A 15,599-nucleotide genomic window follows, 5' to 3' on the forward strand; every position below is an offset into this window, starting at 1 on the left:
GACGATTAACCTAAATGGTATTTGCCTCTCTAATCGAACGCCAGCGCGTACGTCTGCTGCTGGCGCTATTATTCGGAGCCAGCGGAACGCTGGCTTTTTCTCCTTATGACATCTGGCCGGCGGCGATTGTTTCGTTAATCGGCCTGCAGGGGTTGACCCTTAACCGACGTCCGCTGCAAAGCGCCTGGATCGGCTTTTTCTGGGGGATGGGGCTGTTCGGTTCCGGCATCAACTGGGTCTATGTCAGCATTGCCCAGTTCGGCGGCATGCCCGGCCCGGTCAACGTATTCCTTGTGGTACTGCTGGCGGCATATATGTCGCTGTATACCGGACTGTTCGCCGGTCTGCTGTCGCGCCTGTGGCCCAGAACAAACTGGATACGTGTCGCGGTCGCCGCCCCGGTCGTCTGGCAAATCAGCGAATTCCTGCGCGGCTGGGTGCTGACCGGCTTCCCGTGGCTGCAGTTTGGCTACAGCCAGATTGACGGCCCGTTGAAAGGGCTGGCGCCCGTGATGGGCGTTGAAGCCATTAACTTCCTGTTGATGGTGGTTAGCGGCCTGCTGGTTCTTGCGCTCATTCAACGCAGCTGGAAACCGTTGGTTGCCGCCATCGTGCTGTTTGCGCTGCCCTTCCCGCTGCGCTACATCCAGTGGTATCAGCTGCTGCCGGAGCGGGCAACCCAGGTATCTTTGGTGCAGGGCGATATTCCCCAGGCGCTGAAATGGGATGAAAACCAGCTGGTGAATACGCTGAAAACCTATCTGGATTTGACGCAGCCGCATATGGGTTCCTCCCAGCTGATCGTCTGGCCAGAATCGGCGATCCCGGATCTGGAAATCAACCAGCAGAATTTCCTGAGTATGATGGACGACCTGCTGCGCGCGAAAGACAGCTCGTTGATTACCGGTATTGTCGACGCCCGGCTTAACAAGCAGAACCGTTACAATACCTACAACACCATCATTACGCTGGGCAAAGATAATCCCTACAGCTACGATTCCAAAGATCGCTACAACAAGAATCATCTGGTGCCGTTTGGTGAATTCGTGCCGCTGGAGTCCATTCTGCGCCCGCTGGCTCCGTTCTTCGATTTACCGATGTCCTCATTCAGCCGCGGTCCGTACGTCCAGCCGCAGCTGGTGGCACATAACATGAAGCTGACGGCGGCTATCTGCTACGAGATTATTCTCGGCGAGCAGGTGCGGGATAACTTCCGCCCGGATACCGACTACCTGCTGACCATCTCCAACGATGCCTGGTTTGGCAAGTCCATCGGTCCGTGGCAGCACTTCCAGATGGCGCGGATGCGTGCCCTGGAGCTGGCGCGTCCGCTGCTGCGCAGCACCAATAACGGTATTACCGCCGTCATCGGTCCGCGTGGGGAAATTCAGGATATGATCCCGCAGTTTACCCGTGCAGTGCTGACCACCAAAGTCACTCCGACGTCCGGCCTGACCCCGTACGCCCGTACCGGTAACTGGCCGCTGTGGGCGCTGACCGCGCTGTTGGGTTTTGGCGCGCTGATCATGAGTCTGCGCCAGCGTCGTCGCTAATCGTTACAGCCTGCGGATCTGAGTGTCGATCCGCATAGCCCCGGCCGGCAGCCGTCGCCGGGGCCGCCTTTCTCTCCATGCTTCCTTCTCGCCACTCGCCAACCTGGCACGCCCATTGCTTAATATTCTCAGGTCGCGGCGACATTTATTGCTGGTATAACCCGGTTGCACCAGCATCGCTCGCCTCAAGCACTAACCTGGTGCAATGGACGATTTTTGCCTTTAAATGGTGCGGAGCACTTCGCAAAAATAAACAATAAAGCAGCAAAATCTTTACATTAAGCCAAACTAAATGCTAACAAACACATACAAATGCTGCGCGTCAGCGTCGCAGCCATAATAACGCACACACACATTCACAATGGGTATCAAAAGCGTCAGTGACGCTGAGGATAAGGAGTTGGATATGCAATTACGTAAACTGGCCACAGCGATGCTGGTCATGGGCATGACCGCCGGTCTGGCGCATGCGGAAGATGCCGCCCCGGCAGCAGGCAGCACACTGGACAAAATCGCTAAAAACGGCGTTATCGTCGTCGGCCACCGTGAATCCTCCGTACCGTTCTCTTACTACGACAATCAACAAAAAGTGGTCGGTTACTCTCAGGACTACTCCAACGCTATCGTTGACGCCATCAAGAAACAGCTGAATAAGCCTGACCTGCAGGTAAAACTGGTTCCGGTGACCTCGCAAAACCGTATTCCGCTGCTGCAGAACGGGACTTATGACTTCGAGTGCGGCTCCACGACCAATAACCTTGAACGTCAGAAGCAAGCCGCCTTCTCCGATACCATTTTCGTCGTGGGTACCCGCCTGCTGGTGAAAAAAGGCGGGGCGATTAAAGATTTCCCGGATCTGAAAGACAAAGCGGTTGTCGTCACTTCCGGTACCACTTCCGAAGTTCTGCTGCATAAGTTGAATGACGAGAAGAAAATGAACATGCGCATTATCAGCGCCAAAGACCACGGCGACTCCTTCCGTACTCTGGAAAGCGGTCGCGCGGTGGCCTTTATGATGGACGATGCGCTGCTGGCTGGCGAACGCGCGAAAGCGAAGAAACCGGATAACTGGGAGATCGTCGGTACGGCACAGTCGAAAGAAGCCTACGGCTGTATGCTGCGTAAAGATGATCCGCAGTTTAAAAAGCTGATTGATGACACCGTCGCCACGGCCCAGACCTCCGGCGAAGCGGAAAAATGGTTTGATAAATGGTTCAAAAACCCAATTCCGCCGAAAAATCTGAATATGAACTTCGAACTCTCCGACGACATGAAGACGCTGTTCAAGACCCCTAACGACAAAGCTCTGAACTAATTAAAAAAACAAGGGGCAGGACACCCTGCCCTCCCGATTGTTGTGACAGCACGGACAGACTATACGGTGGCTGGTCGTTCCCCAGCCGCCGCGAATACCGAAACAGGCTGCACAATGATCTTCGAGGGTAGCGATGCTACCCTTTTTTTTCCAGGAGTCATTTATGTCAATAGACTGGAACTGGGGAATCTTCCTGCAACAGGCCCCGTTCGGCAATACCACCTATCTGGGTTGGCTCTGGAGCGGCTTTCAGGTCACCATCGCCCTGTCGATTAGCGCCTGGATTATCGCTTTTTTCGTCGGCTCGCTGTTCGGCATCTTACGCACCGCCCCCAACCGCTGGTTATCCAGCATCGGGACCTGCTACGTCGAACTGTTCCGTAATGTCCCGCTGATCGTTCAGTTCTTCACCTGGTACCTGGTGGTGCCGGAGCTGCTGCCGGAAAACATCGGCATGTGGTTTAAATCCGAGCTCGATCCGAATATTCAGTTCTTCCTCTCTTCGATGATGTGTCTGGGGCTGTTTACCGCCGCTCGCGTATGCGAACAGGTGCGCGCCGCCATTCAGTCACTGCCGCGCGGGCAGAAAAACGCCGGGCTGGCGATGGGCCTGACGCTGCCGCAGACCTATCGTTACGTCCTGCTGCCCAACGCCTATCGGGTGATTGTGCCGCCGATGACCTCTGAGATGATGAACCTGGTGAAAAACTCGGCCATCGCCTCAACCATCGGGCTGGCGGATATGGCGGCACAGGCAGGCAAGCTGCTGGATTACTCGGCCCACGCCTGGGAATCCTTTACCGCGATTACCCTCGCCTATGTGTTTATTAATGCGGTGATTATGCTGGTGATGTATGTGGTTGAACGCAAGGTCCGCCTGCCGGGCAATATGGGAGGCAAATAATCATGTACGATTTTGACTGGAGTTCTATCGTTCCATCGATGCCCTACCTGCTGGCCGGGCTGGTTATCACCCTGAAAATCACCGTGACCGCCATCATTTTTGGTATCGTCTGGGGCACCCTGCTGGCGGTTATGCGTCTGTCCAGCTTCCTGCCGCTGGCGTGGTTTGCGAAGACCTACGTCAACGTGTTCCGCTCGATCCCGCTGGTGATGGTCCTGCTGTGGTTTTATCTGATTGTTCCCGGCTTCCTGCAGAACGTTCTTGGCCTGTCGCCGAAGAGCGATATCCGCTTGATCTCCGCGATGGTGGCCTTTTCGATGTTTGAAGCGGCGTACTATTCGGAAATTATCCGCGCGGGTATCCAGAGTATCTCTCGCGGCCAGTCGAGCGCCGCGCTGGCGCTGGGGATGACCCAGTGGCAATCCATGAAGCTGATTATTCTGCCGCAGGCGTTTCGAGCCATGGTACCGCTGCTGCTCACCCAGGGGATCGTTCTGTTCCAGGACACCTCTCTGGTTTACGTTCTGAGCCTGGCCGACTTCTTCCGTACCGCCTCCACCATCGGCGAGCGCGACGGAACCCAGGTCGAGATGATCCTGTTCGCAGGCGCCGTTTATTTTGTCATTAGTCTCAGCGCATCGCTGTTGGTCAGCTGGTTGAAGAAAAGGACTGTGTAATGATTACCCTGAAAAACGTTTCAAAATGGTATGGTCACTTTCAGGTGCTGACCGATTGCTCCACGGAAGTGAAAAAAGGTGAAGTGGTGGTGGTGTGCGGGCCTTCCGGCTCAGGCAAATCAACGTTGATTAAAACCGTCAACGGCCTGGAGCCTATTCAACAGGGTGAGATCACCGTAGATGGTACCCGGGTCAACGATAAAAAAACCAACCTTGCCAAACTGCGCTCCCGCGTCGGGATGGTGTTCCAGCACTTTGAACTGTTTCCGCATCTGTCGATTATCGATAACCTGACGCTGGCGCAGGTCAAAGTGCTTAACCGCGACAAAGCCGCTTCCCGGGCAAAAGGCCTGAAGCTGCTGGAACGCGTAGGGCTCTCCGCCCATGCCGATAAATACCCGGCCCAACTCTCCGGCGGTCAGCAGCAGCGCGTGGCTATCGCCCGTGCGCTCTGTATGGATCCGATTGCGATGCTGTTTGACGAACCGACTTCCGCGCTGGATCCGGAAATGATCAACGAAGTGCTGGATGTCATGGTCGAACTGGCCAACGAAGGCATGACGATGATGGTGGTGACGCACGAAATGGGCTTTGCCCGGAAGGTCGCCAACCGGGTGATCTTTATGGATGAAGGGAAAATTGTCGAAGACTCTGACAAAGAAGCCTTTTTCGCCAATCCGCAATCCGATCGCGCAAAAGACTTCCTCGCCAAAATTCTGCATTAACGGTCGCCTTGCCGACGCGCATCAGCAGGTGCGCGTCGGGTTTCATTCAGCCACCTCAGCGCGGCGTATCAAGGCTCAAAGGGACGACGCTGGAACTGGTCGTGGCCGCATTTCGGGCAACGCGGCAGAATATCCGGGGTATAGACCGCCAGGTGATAATGGCAGTGTTCGCACACCAGGTTTCCCAGCCCCACCACTTCGCCACTATGGTAAACCCCGTGGTGGTTGAGATCCTGGAACACTTCGCGCCATTCCAGCTGGGTTTTATCGGTAATATCCGCCAGCTCCTGCCACAGGCTCTCTTTGATCACCCGCATAAACACGCTGTCCGTCAGTTCGTCCTGACTCTCTTCATAACTGCGCGCGAACTCTTCGAGATCGCGTCTGACCGCGGTGGTCAGCGACTCCACTTCGCGCTGCGTTAACTCACCAGACTGGCTAATTTTCACCCGCGCCTGTTCCACCAGCGCGTCAATATCGCGTTCTCCATTGCGCAGCCGTTCACTGAGCGTCGACACCAGTTCACGGTAGAATTGAGCAACCTTGTTCATCATTTCGCCTCCGGTGTGGTTAACTTCTTCTAATAATAGACCTTATTTGCCATCTGCTTTGCCAGTTAGCCCACAGAGTCGCGAAATAGTCTCCGCCGCTTTTGCCGATGTTAATGTGCGAAAGGCTGTTTTGACGTGGGCGTTTGGGCTATGCTATGCCGATCTGATAACACATCCATTGGCTACATTTTGTAGCTGTATTGAAAACAGGACCACTGGCTGCCATGCAAGAGCAATACCGCCCGGAAGAGATAGAATCGAAAGTCCAGCTTCACTGGGACGATCATCGTACATTTGAAGTAACTGAAGACGAGAGCAAAGAGAAGTATTACTGCCTGTCGATGCTTCCTTATCCTTCTGGTCGACTACACATGGGTCACGTGCGTAACTACACCATCGGCGACGTCATTGCCCGCTACCAGCGTATGCTCGGCAAAAACGTTCTGCAGCCGATCGGCTGGGATGCGTTTGGTCTGCCGGCGGAAGGCGCCGCGGTAAAAAACAACACCGCGCCGGCCCCGTGGACCTACGACAATATTGCCTACATGAAAAACCAGCTGAAAAAGCTGGGCTTTGGCTATGACTGGAGCCGTGAAGTGGCGACCTGCACCCCGGAATACTACCGCTGGGAGCAAAAGTTCTTCACCGAGCTGTATAAAAAAGGCCTGGTGTACAAAAAAACGTCTGCGGTGAACTGGTGCCCTAACGACCAGACCGTTCTCGCCAACGAACAGGTTATTGACGGTTGCTGCTGGCGCTGCGATACCAAAGTTGAGCGTAAAGAGATCCCGCAGTGGTTTATCAAAATCACCGCCTACGCCGACGAGCTGCTCAACGATCTGGATAAGCTGGATCACTGGCCTGATACCGTTAAGACCATGCAGCGCAACTGGATCGGCCGTTCTGAAGGGGTAGAAATCTCCTTCAACGTTAACGAGTATGCCGACAAGCTGACCGTCTACACCACCCGTCCGGACACCTTCATGGGCTGTACCTACCTGGCCGTAGCCGCGGGTCATCCGCTGGCGCAGCAGGCGGCAGCGAACAACCCGGAGCTGGCTGCGTTTATCGACGAATGCCGTAACACCAAAGTCGCCGAAGCAGAAATGGCGACGATGGAGAAAAAAGGCGTCGATACCGGCTACAAAGCGATTCACCCGCTGACCGGCGAAGAGATTCCGGTCTGGGCGGCAAACTTCGTGCTGATGGAATACGGCACCGGCGCCGTCATGGCCGTTCCGGGTCACGATCAACGCGACTACGAATTTGCCAGCAAATATGGTCTGAACATTAAGCCGGTTATTCTGGCGGCAGACGGCTCAGCACCGGATCTGTCCGAGCAGGCGCTGACTGAAAAAGGCACCCTGTTCAACTCCGGCGAGTTCGACGGCCTGAGCTACGAAGCGGGCTTCAACGCTATTGCCGACAAACTGGCGGCCATGGGCGTTGGCGAACGCAAAATTAACTATCGCCTTCGCGACTGGGGCGTTTCCCGTCAGCGTTACTGGGGCGCACCGATTCCAATGGTCACCCTCGAAGACGGTACCGTCATGCCGACACCGGAAGATCAGCTGCCGGTCATTCTGCCGGAAGATGTGGTCATGGACGGCATCACCAGCCCAATCAAGGCCGATCCGGAGTGGGCAAAAACCACCGTTAACGGTCAGCCTGCGCTGCGCGAAACCGACACTTTCGATACCTTTATGGAATCCTCCTGGTACTACGCGCGCTATACCTGCCCGCAGTACAATGACGGAATGCTGGATCCAGACGCCGCCAACTACTGGCTGCCGGTCGATATTTACATCGGCGGGATCGAACATGCGATTATGCACCTGCTGTACTTCCGCTTCTTCCATAAGCTGATGCGCGACGCGGGTATGGTTAACTCCGACGAGCCGGCGAAACAGCTGCTGTGCCAGGGGATGGTACTGGCTGACGCCTTCTATTACGTTGGTGAAAACGGCGAGCGCAACTGGGTTTCTCCGGTTGATGCCACCGTGGAGCGCGATGAAAAAGGCCGTATCGTCAAAGCCTACGATCCGCAGGGTCGCGAGCTGGTGTACACCGGCATGAGCAAAATGTCCAAGTCGAAGAACAACGGCATCGACCCGCAGGTGATGGTTGAACGCTACGGCGCGGATACCGTTCGTCTGTTCATGATGTTCGCCTCTCCGGCAGATATGACTCTGGAATGGCAGGAGTCCGGCGTTGAAGGGGCAAACCGCTTCCTGAAACGTGTCTGGAAACTGGTTTATGAGCACACGACTCAGGGCCCGGTTGCCGCACTGGACGTTGCCAGCCTGAGCGAAGATCAGCAGGCGCTGCGTCGCGATGTGCACAAAACGATCGCCAAAGTGACCGATGATATCGGTCGTCGTCAGACCTTCAACACCGCGATCGCCGCGATCATGGAGCTGATGAACAAACTGGCGAAAGCGCCGCAGGAAAACGAACAGGATCGCGCGCTGATGCGTGAGGCTCTGCTGGCGGTTGTGCGTATGCTCAATCCGTTCACCCCGCACGCCTGCTTCACGCTGTGGCAGGAGCTGGGCGGCGAAGGCGATATCGACAACGCGCCGTGGCCGGTCGCCGATGAAAGCGCCATGGTTGAAAATACCACCCTGGTTGTTGTTCAGGTTAATGGTAAAGTCCGTGGTAAAATTACCGTTCCGGTCGATGCAACCGAAGAACAGGTTCGTGCACGTGCGGGTCAGGAACATCTGGTCGCGAAGTATCTCGACGGTGTCACCGTACGTAAAGTGATTTACGTCCCGGGTAAACTGCTCAACCTGGTCGTTGGCTAAGCGCAGGAGGAAGCGTGCGATATCTGGCAACATTGTTGTTATCTCTGGCGGTGCTCATCACCGCCGGATGCGGTTGGCATCTGCGGAGTACCACTCAGGTTCCCACCGCGATGAAAACCATGATCTTTCAGTCGAGCGATCCGAATGGTCCGTTAAGTCGTTCGGTGCGTAATCAGCTGCGTCTGAATGGCGTCGAGATCGTCGACGGCAGCACGCTGCGCAAGGATATTCCGTCCCTGCGTCTGGATGCGTCATCCATTCAGAAAGATACGGCCTCTATTTTCCAGGATGGTCGTACGGCTGAATATCAGATGGTGCTGACGGTGCAGGCAAGCGTGCTAATCCCGGGTCATGATATCTATCCGATCTCGACGAAAGTCTACCGCTCGTTCTTCGATAACCCGCAGGCAGCGTTAGCGAAAGACGCCGAGCAGGATATGATCGTCCAGGAGATGTATGACAAAGCCGCTGAACAGCTGATTCGTAAGCTGCCAAGCGTCCACGTTGCTGATGTCGAAGCCACGAAAGGGGAAGAGAAGACGGTCACGCCGACCCCCGCTTCCGCAACCTCTGGCAATCGCGTCTCCACCACGCTGGGTAACTGATGATTCGGCTGTACCCAGAACAACTCCGCGCGCAGCTCACCGAAGGGCTGCGTGCGGCCTATTTATTACTCGGCAGCGATCCGTTGCTGTTGCAGGAAAGTCAGGACGCGATTCGCGAAGCCGCTGCTACCCAGGGCTTTACCGAACACCATACCGCGACCCTCGACGCCAGCACCGACTGGCCCGCCCTCTTCTCACTCAGCCAGGCCATGAGCCTGTTCGCCAGCCGTCAGACGCTGCTTCTGGTCCTGCCGGAAAACGGCCCTAACGCGGCGATTAACGAACAGCTTGCCACCCTGGTCAGCATGCTCCATGACGACCTGCTGTTAATCGTTCGCGGTAATAAGCTCACCAAAGCGCAGGAAAATGCCGCCTGGGTAACCGCCCTGGCCAGCCGCGCGGTTCAGGTGAGCTGTCAGACGCCGGAATATGCGCAGCTGCCGCGCTGGCTGGCGGCGCGAGCAAAACAGCACCATTTGCAGCTTGATGACGCCGCCAGTCAACTGCTGTGCTACTGCTACGAAGGCAACCTGCTGGCGCTGGCGCAGGCACTGGAGCGTCTCTCTCTGCTGTGGCCGGACGGCAAGCTCACGCTGCCACGCGTCGAGCAGGCGGTAAACGATGCCGCCCACTTCACTCCCTATCACTGGGTGGATGCGCTGCTGGCTGGTAAAAGCAAACGGGTGCTGCATATCCTGCAGCAGTTACGTCTGGAAGGAAGCGAACCGGCGATTCTGCTGCGTACGCTCCAGCGGGAGTTGCTGCTGCTGGTTAACCTGAAACGCCAGTCGGTCCATACGCCGCTGCGTACGCTCTTCGATAAGCATCGGGTATGGCAGAACCGTCGACAGCTGTTAAGCGATGCGCTCGCGCGCCTCAGCACGGATCAGTTACGCCAGGCCGTCACTCTGCTGACCCGAGCGGAGCTCACCTTTAAGCAGGATTACGGCAGCGCCATCTGGCCGGAATTAGAGAGCCTTTCTTTGTTGCTCTGCCATAAAGCGCTGGCAGACGTGTTTATTGATGGTTGATATGACTCAGTTGCAGGCAATGTACGGTGGCACCTTCGATCCGGTGCACTATGGTCACCTCAAACCGGTTGAGGTTCTGGCGAATCAGATAGGCCTTGGCAAAGTCATTATCGTCCCAAACAATGTTCCGCCACACCGCCCGCAGCCTGAGGCGACCAGCGCCCAGCGCAAACAGATGCTGGAACTGGCCATCGCCGATAAACCCCTGTTCGTGCTTGATGAGCGCGAGCTGCAGCGGCAGACGCCCTCCTGGACCGCGCAAACCCTTGAAGAGTGGCGACAGGAACAAGGGCCTGACCAGCCGCTGGCGTTCATTATTGGTCAGGACTCGCTGCTCACCTTCCCGACCTGGCACAATTACGCCACGATTCTCGATAATGCGCATCTGATCGTCTGCCGACGCCCGGGATATCCGCTGGTGATGAAACGGGAAGAGGATCAGCGGTGGCTGGACAAACATTTAACGCACGACGCCGAACAGCTGCACAGCCGTCCCGCCGGGGTCATCTATCTGGCGGAAACTCCGTGGTTTGATATTTCGGCAACGCTTATCCGCCAGCGCCTTGAACGCGGGGAATCCTGCGCTGACATGCTGCCGGCCGCGGTACTGACGTATATCCATCAGCAAAAACTCTACTGTTAACCGGCCGTTGCCCCAACGTTCGTGACGCCGGATGCGATAGCAGAGCGCCGATTCGCTTATACTCTCCCCATCCCTTGACGATGTCAGAAGGCGTATATTCAGTGAAATTATGGTTAGTTCGACATGGTGAAACTGAGGCCAATGTTGCCGGCCTTTACAGCGGACACGCTCCGACCCCGCTAACCGAGCGCGGCATGATGCAGGCGCAAACGCTCGGCCAGCTGCTGCAGGCGGTAGCGTTCGATCGCGTGCTTTGCAGTGAGCTGGAACGCACCCACATCACCGCCGACCTGCTGCTCGGCACACGGAATATCCCCCGGCAGATTGTCCCCGAACTCAACGAGATGTTTTTTGGCGACTGGGAAATGCGCCATCATCGGGACTTACGGCTCGAAGACGCCGAAAACTATGCCGCCTGGTGCGCGGACTGGCAGCATGCGGCGCCCACCAACGGCGAAAGTTTTCAGCACTTCACCCATCGCGTCCGTACGTTTGCGGAGAAGCTGACGCACCATCCGCAGCCAGACCATCTGCTGATCGTGGGCCATAAAGGTGGACTGAGTCTGCTCATCGCGCTGTTGCTGAAGCTGCCGGCGGAAGCCATGTGGCATTTTCCCGTCGCCCATGGCACATGGAGTGAACTCGAACTGCACGCTGATTTTGCCACGCTGCGGGTATTAAATAGCCAGGCGCGCTGGCAGAAGGAACAAGAATTCCGTGCAGACCATTGACAGGTCAGAGCAGGCTGTTATTCTCCGCAGCCTGGACGTATCGGCTAAACGATGTTTCCAGAAATTGTTTTACAAAAATGGCGATGCAATCACGGGCGATGGATGGGATGATAGCCGCCGCCATCGCTTGCTGACCGACATTTATCCCGACTTTTCGACGAGTTCAGGTATACTGTCAGGCTGTTTATTATTATCAATCTTCACTCACCCAGGGGGAACTCTTGCAGGGTAAAGCACTCCAGGATTTTGTTATCGACAAAATTGATGACCTGAAAGGTCAGGACATCGTTGCCATTGACGTTCATGGCAAATCCAGCATTACAGATTGCATGATTATTTGCACCGGCACCTCTACGCGCCATGTAATGTCCATCGCCGACCACGTAGTACAAGAGTCTCGCGCCGCAGGCATGCTGCCGCTTGGCGTTGAAGGTGAAAGCGCCGCCGACTGGATTGTTGTCGATCTTGGCGACGTCATGGTTCACGTGATGCAGGAAGAGAGCCGTCGTCTGTACGAGCTGGAAAAACTCTGGAGTTAATGCGTGAAGCTGCAGCTGGTGGCCGTTGGCACCAAAATGCCGGACTGGGTTCAGACCGGCTTTAGTGAATATTTGCGCCGTTTTCCAAAAGATATGCCGTTCGAGCTGCTGGAAATCCCTGCCGGTAAACGCGGTAAAAATGCCGACATCAAACGAATCCTCGACAAAGAAGGGGAAATGATGCTGGCAGCCGCAGGCAAAAATCGCATCGTGACCCTGGATATTCCGGGAAAACCGTGGGATACGCCGCAGCTGGCACGAGAGCTGGAGCGCTGGAAACAGGATGGCCGCGACGTCAGCCTGCTCATCGGCGGTCCCGAGGGGCTCTCTCCGGCTTGTAAAGCAGCAGCGGAACAGAGTTGGTCACTCTCCACCCTCACGTTGCCTCACCCGCTGGTACGCGTACTGGTCGCTGAGAGCCTGTATCGTGCGTGGAGTATTACCACCAACCACCCTTACCACCGTGAATAATGATGACCAGGGTAGACTAAGCAGCGAATGAAATTACAGAATTCTTTCCGCGACTATACGGCTGAATCCTCGCTGTTCGTGCGCCGGGCGCTGGTCGCTTTTTTGGGGATTTTGCTGCTTACCGGCATACTGGTTGCCAATCTTTATAACGTGCAGATTGTTCGCTACACCGACTATCAAACGCGTTCCAACGAAAACCGTATCAAGCTGGTTCCCATTCCGCCCAGTCGCGGCATTATCTATGACCGCAACGGTACGCCGCTGGCGCTGAACCGCACCATCTACCAGCTGGAGATGATGCCGGAGAAAGTCGATAACGTGCAGCAAACGCTGGATGCGTTACGCGACGTCATCGATCTGACCGATGATGACATTGCAAACTTCAAGAAAGAACGCTCGCGTTCCCATCGCTTCACCTCGATTCCCGTCAAGGTCAACCTGAGCGAAGTCCAGGTGGCTCGTTTTGCGGTTAACCAGTACCGCTTCCCCGGTGTCGAAGTGAAAGGCTATAAACGCCGCTACTACCCCTATAATTCCGCGCTGACCCACGTTATCGGCTACGTCTCGAAAATTAACGATAAAGACGTCGATCGCCTCGATAAAGAGGGCAAGCTGGCCAACTATGCCTCCACGCATGACATTGGCAAGCTGGGAATCGAGCGCTATTACGAAGACGTACTGCACGGTCAGACCGGCTATGAAGAGGTCGAGGTCAATAACCGCGGCCGCGTCATTCGCCAGCTCAAAGAGGTGCCGCCGCAGGCCGGGCGCGATATCTATTTGACCCTCGATCTCAAGCTTCAGCAGTACATTGAGACCCTGCTCGCCGGCAGCCGCGCTGCCGTGGTCGTCACCGACCCGCGTACCGGCAGCATCCTCGCGCTGGTCTCCACGCCGAGCTACGACCCGAACCTGTTTGTGGACGGCATCTCCAGTAAAGACTACTCCGCCCTGCTGAACGACCCGAATACTCCGCTGGTCAATCGCGCGACCCAGGGGGTCTACCCGCCGGCGTCGACGGTCAAGCCTTATGTCGCCGTATCGGCCCTCAGCGCGAACGTCATCACCCGTAATACCAGCCTGTTCGACCCGGGTTGGTGGCAGCTGCCGGGCTCTGACAAACGCTACCGCGACTGGAAAAAATGGGGCCACGGGCACCTGAATGTGACCAAAGCGCTCGAAGAGTCTGCGGATACCTACTTCTATCAGGTCGCCTATGATATGGGGATCGACCGCCTCTCTGAATGGATGAGCAAATTCGGTTACGGCCACTATACCGGTATCGATCTGTCGGAAGAGCGTTCCGGGAATATGCCGACCCGCGAATGGAAGCTGAAACGCTTTAAGAAGCCCTGGTACCAGGGTGACACCATCCCGGTCGGGATCGGCCAGGGCTACTGGACCGCAACGCCGATTCAGATGAACAAAGCGCTGATGATCCTGATAAACGACGGTCTGGTGAAAGTGCCGCATCTGCTGCAAAGCACCGTCGAAGATGGTAAGCAGGTTCCCTGGGTTCAACCGCACGAGCCGCCGGTCGGCGATATTCACTCCGGCTTCTGGGAAATCGCCAAGGACGGGATGTTCGGCGTCGCCAACCGTGGTAACGGGACCGCGCATAAATACTTCGCCAGCGCGCCGTATAAAATTGCGGCGAAATCCGGTACGGCCCAGGTGTTTGGTCTGAAAGCCAATGAAACCTATAACGCGCACCGAATCGCAGAACGTCTGCGTGACCATAAACTCATGACGGCGTTTGCCCCTTATAACAATCCCCAGGTTGCTGTTGCCATCATTCTTGAGAACGGCGGCGCTGGCCCGGCGGTCGGCACGATTATGCGCCAGATTCTCGACCACATTATGCTGGGTGATAACAACACAAACCTGCCGAGTGAGAACCCGGCGGTCACGGCGGGTGAGGATCAATAATGACCGATAATCCGAATAAAAAATCACTATGGGATAAAATCCATCTCGATCCGACCATGGTGCTGATTCTGCTGGCGCTGCTGACCTACAGCGCGCTGGTTATCTGGAGCGCCAGCGGCCAGGACATCGGGATGATGGAGCGCAAAATAGGCCAGATCGCCATGGGCGTGGTGATCATGATCGTGATGGCGCAAATCCCGCCGCGGGTGTATGAAGGCTGGGCGCCCTATCTCTATATCTTCTGTATCATTTTGCTGGTGGCGGTTGACGCTTTCGGCGCGATTTCCAAAGGCGCCCAGCGCTGGCTGGATCTTGGCGTCGTGCGCTTTCAGCCGTCGGAAATTGCCAAAATCGCCGTCCCGCTGATGGTCGCGCGCTTTATCAACCGCGACGTTTGCCCACCCTCGCTGAAGAATACCGCCATTGCGCTGGTGCTGATTTTCCTGCCAACCCTGCTGGTTGCCGCCCAGCCCGACCTCGGGACATCGATTCTGATTGCGTTGTCTGGCCTGTTCGTGCTGTTCCTTTCCGGGCTGAGCTGGCGTCTTATCGGCGTGGCGGTGGTGCTGGTTGCGGCGTTTATTCCGATTTTATGGTTCTTCCTGATGCATGATTATCAGCGTCAGCGCGTCATGATGTTGCTCGACCCGGAGACCGATCCGCTGGGCGCCGGCTATCATATTATCCAGTCGAAAATCGCCATTGGCTCCGGCGGATTACGCGGTAAAGGCTGGCTGCACGGCACCCAGTCGCAGCTGGAATTCCTGCCGGAACGCCATACCGACTTTATCTTTGCGGTCCTGGCAGAAGAGCTCGGCCTGATTGGCGTGCTGATTCTGCTGGCGCTCTATATTTTGCTCATCATGCGCGGGCTGTGGATCGCCGCCCAGGCGCAGACCACCTTCGGTCGCGTGATGGCCGGTGGTTTAATGTTGATTTTATTCGTTTATGTCTTCGTAAATATTGGTATGGTGAGTGGTATTTTACCAGTGGTGGGGGTACCGTTGCCGCTGGTCAGCTACGGGGGCTCAGCCCTGATCGTATTGATGGCCGGGTTTGGTATCGTGATGTCGATCCACACCCACAGAAAAATGTTGTCGAAAAGCGTTTAAGGGGTT

The 15,599-nt window shown here is 56.1% G+C and carries 15 protein-coding genes; 14 read left to right on the forward strand and 1 reads right to left on the reverse strand.

What is annotated here, in order from left to right; genetic code table 11:
- The first annotated feature begins 14 nt into the window (after positions 1-14).
- The 5 genes from lnt to BV390_RS12675 all read left to right on the forward strand — a co-directional run bounded on the left by lnt (position 15) and on the right by BV390_RS12675 (position 5,174).
- Positions 15-1,553: an apolipoprotein N-acyltransferase gene (gene lnt, locus BV390_RS12655; protein ID WP_032688865.1), complete on the forward strand. Its 1,539-nt coding sequence runs from the start codon at positions 15-17 to the stop codon at positions 1,551-1,553.
- Positions 1,554-1,959: 406 nt separating this feature from the next.
- The gene (locus BV390_RS12660; RefSeq protein WP_032688868.1) at positions 1,960-2,868 is read left to right on the forward strand and encodes an amino acid ABC transporter substrate-binding protein; all 909 of its coding nucleotides are present in this window, start codon (positions 1,960-1,962) and stop codon (positions 2,866-2,868) included.
- A gap of 163 nt (positions 2,869-3,031) precedes the next feature.
- The gene (locus BV390_RS12665; RefSeq protein ID WP_004859566.1) at positions 3,032-3,772 is read left to right on the forward strand and encodes an amino acid ABC transporter permease; all 741 of its coding nucleotides are present in this window, start codon (positions 3,032-3,034) and stop codon (positions 3,770-3,772) included.
- 2 nt (positions 3,773-3,774) lie between these two features.
- Positions 3,775-4,449, forward strand: coding sequence for a glutamate/aspartate ABC transporter permease GltK (gene gltK, locus BV390_RS12670; RefSeq protein WP_004859564.1), 675 nt, complete (start codon positions 3,775-3,777; stop codon positions 4,447-4,449).
- The gene (locus BV390_RS12675; RefSeq protein ID WP_032688870.1) at positions 4,449-5,174 is read left to right on the forward strand and encodes an amino acid ABC transporter ATP-binding protein; all 726 of its coding nucleotides are present in this window, start codon (positions 4,449-4,451) and stop codon (positions 5,172-5,174) included. Before gltK ends, BV390_RS12675 begins: the two co-directional genes overlap by 1 nt.
- A 68-nt stretch (positions 5,175-5,242) precedes the next feature.
- On the opposite strand, the gene BV390_RS12680 is transcribed toward BV390_RS12675, so the two are convergent.
- Positions 5,243-5,728, reverse strand: a complete 486-nt coding sequence (locus BV390_RS12680; protein WP_172958370.1) for a zinc ribbon-containing protein — start codon at positions 5,726-5,728, stop codon at positions 5,243-5,245.
- 221 nt (positions 5,729-5,949) lie between these two features.
- On the opposite strand from BV390_RS12680, the gene leuS reads away from it, so the two are divergent.
- The 9 genes from leuS to mrdB all read left to right on the forward strand — a co-directional run bounded on the left by leuS (position 5,950) and on the right by mrdB (position 15,593).
- On the forward strand, positions 5,950-8,532 hold the full coding sequence (leuS, locus tag BV390_RS12685) for a leucine--tRNA ligase (protein WP_049268233.1): 2,583 nt from the start codon (positions 5,950-5,952) through the stop codon (positions 8,530-8,532).
- A gap of 14 nt (positions 8,533-8,546) precedes the next feature.
- Positions 8,547-9,137, forward strand: coding sequence for an LPS assembly lipoprotein LptE (gene lptE, locus BV390_RS12690; RefSeq protein WP_032688873.1), 591 nt, complete (start codon positions 8,547-8,549; stop codon positions 9,135-9,137).
- Positions 9,137-10,168: a DNA polymerase III subunit delta gene (gene holA, locus BV390_RS12695; protein WP_032688875.1), complete on the forward strand. Its 1,032-nt coding sequence runs from the start codon at positions 9,137-9,139 to the stop codon at positions 10,166-10,168. Before lptE ends, holA begins: the two co-directional genes overlap by 1 nt.
- Positions 10,161-10,811, forward strand: a complete 651-nt coding sequence (gene nadD / locus BV390_RS12700; protein WP_032688877.1) for a nicotinate-nucleotide adenylyltransferase — start codon at positions 10,161-10,163, stop codon at positions 10,809-10,811. Before holA ends, nadD begins: the two co-directional genes overlap by 8 nt.
- Before the next feature lie 101 nt (positions 10,812-10,912).
- On the forward strand, positions 10,913-11,542 hold the full coding sequence (locus BV390_RS12705; protein ID WP_032688880.1) for an adenosylcobalamin/alpha-ribazole phosphatase: 630 nt from the start codon (positions 10,913-10,915) through the stop codon (positions 11,540-11,542).
- A gap of 221 nt (positions 11,543-11,763) precedes the next feature.
- Positions 11,764-12,081, forward strand: coding sequence for a ribosome silencing factor (gene rsfS / locus BV390_RS12715; RefSeq protein ID WP_004859547.1), 318 nt, complete (start codon positions 11,764-11,766; stop codon positions 12,079-12,081).
- A gap of 3 nt (positions 12,082-12,084) precedes the next feature.
- Positions 12,085-12,552, forward strand: coding sequence for a 23S rRNA (pseudouridine(1915)-N(3))-methyltransferase RlmH (gene rlmH, locus BV390_RS12720; protein WP_015584895.1), 468 nt, complete (start codon positions 12,085-12,087; stop codon positions 12,550-12,552).
- Positions 12,553-12,579: 27 nt separating this feature from the next.
- Entirely contained in the window at positions 12,580-14,481 is a 1,902-nt protein-coding gene (gene mrdA, locus BV390_RS12725; protein ID WP_004859539.1) for a peptidoglycan DD-transpeptidase MrdA, read from the forward strand.
- Entirely contained in the window at positions 14,481-15,593 is a 1,113-nt protein-coding gene (mrdB, locus tag BV390_RS12730; RefSeq protein WP_004859537.1) for a peptidoglycan glycosyltransferase MrdB, read from the forward strand. Before mrdA ends, mrdB begins: the two co-directional genes overlap by 1 nt.
- The last annotated feature ends 6 nt before the right edge of the window (positions 15,594-15,599 follow it).

The sequence above is a fragment of the Klebsiella sp. YJ genome (genome assembly GCF_002108615.1).
GTDB lineage: Bacteria > Pseudomonadota > Gammaproteobacteria > Enterobacterales > Enterobacteriaceae > Klebsiella > Klebsiella planticola.

What these genes read in the sequence shown, in the direction of transcription:
- lnt (WP_032688865.1), top strand. Translation starts at nt 15, where the DNA reads ATGGTATTTGCCTCTCTAATCGAACGCCAGCGCGTACGTCTGCTGCTG.
- BV390_RS12660 (WP_032688868.1), top strand. Translation starts at nt 1,960, where the DNA reads ATGCAATTACGTAAACTGGCCACAGCGATGCTGGTCATGGGCATGACC.
- BV390_RS12665 (WP_004859566.1), top strand. Translation starts at nt 3,032, where the DNA reads ATGTCAATAGACTGGAACTGGGGAATCTTCCTGCAACAGGCCCCGTTC.
- gltK (WP_004859564.1), top strand. Translation starts at nt 3,775, where the DNA reads ATGTACGATTTTGACTGGAGTTCTATCGTTCCATCGATGCCCTACCTG.
- BV390_RS12675 (WP_032688870.1), top strand. Translation starts at nt 4,449, where the DNA reads ATGATTACCCTGAAAAACGTTTCAAAATGGTATGGTCACTTTCAGGTG.
- BV390_RS12680 (WP_172958370.1), bottom strand. Translation starts at nt 5,728, where the DNA reads ATGATGAACAAGGTTGCTCAATTCTACCGTGAACTGGTGTCGACGCTC.
- leuS (WP_049268233.1), top strand. Translation starts at nt 5,950, where the DNA reads ATGCAAGAGCAATACCGCCCGGAAGAGATAGAATCGAAAGTCCAGCTT.
- holA (WP_032688875.1), top strand. Translation starts at nt 9,137, where the DNA reads ATGATTCGGCTGTACCCAGAACAACTCCGCGCGCAGCTCACCGAAGGG.
- nadD (WP_032688877.1), top strand. Translation starts at nt 10,161, where the DNA reads ATGGTTGATATGACTCAGTTGCAGGCAATGTACGGTGGCACCTTCGAT.
- mrdA (WP_004859539.1), top strand. Translation starts at nt 12,580, where the DNA reads ATGAAATTACAGAATTCTTTCCGCGACTATACGGCTGAATCCTCGCTG.
- mrdB (WP_004859537.1), top strand. Translation starts at nt 14,481, where the DNA reads ATGACCGATAATCCGAATAAAAAATCACTATGGGATAAAATCCATCTC.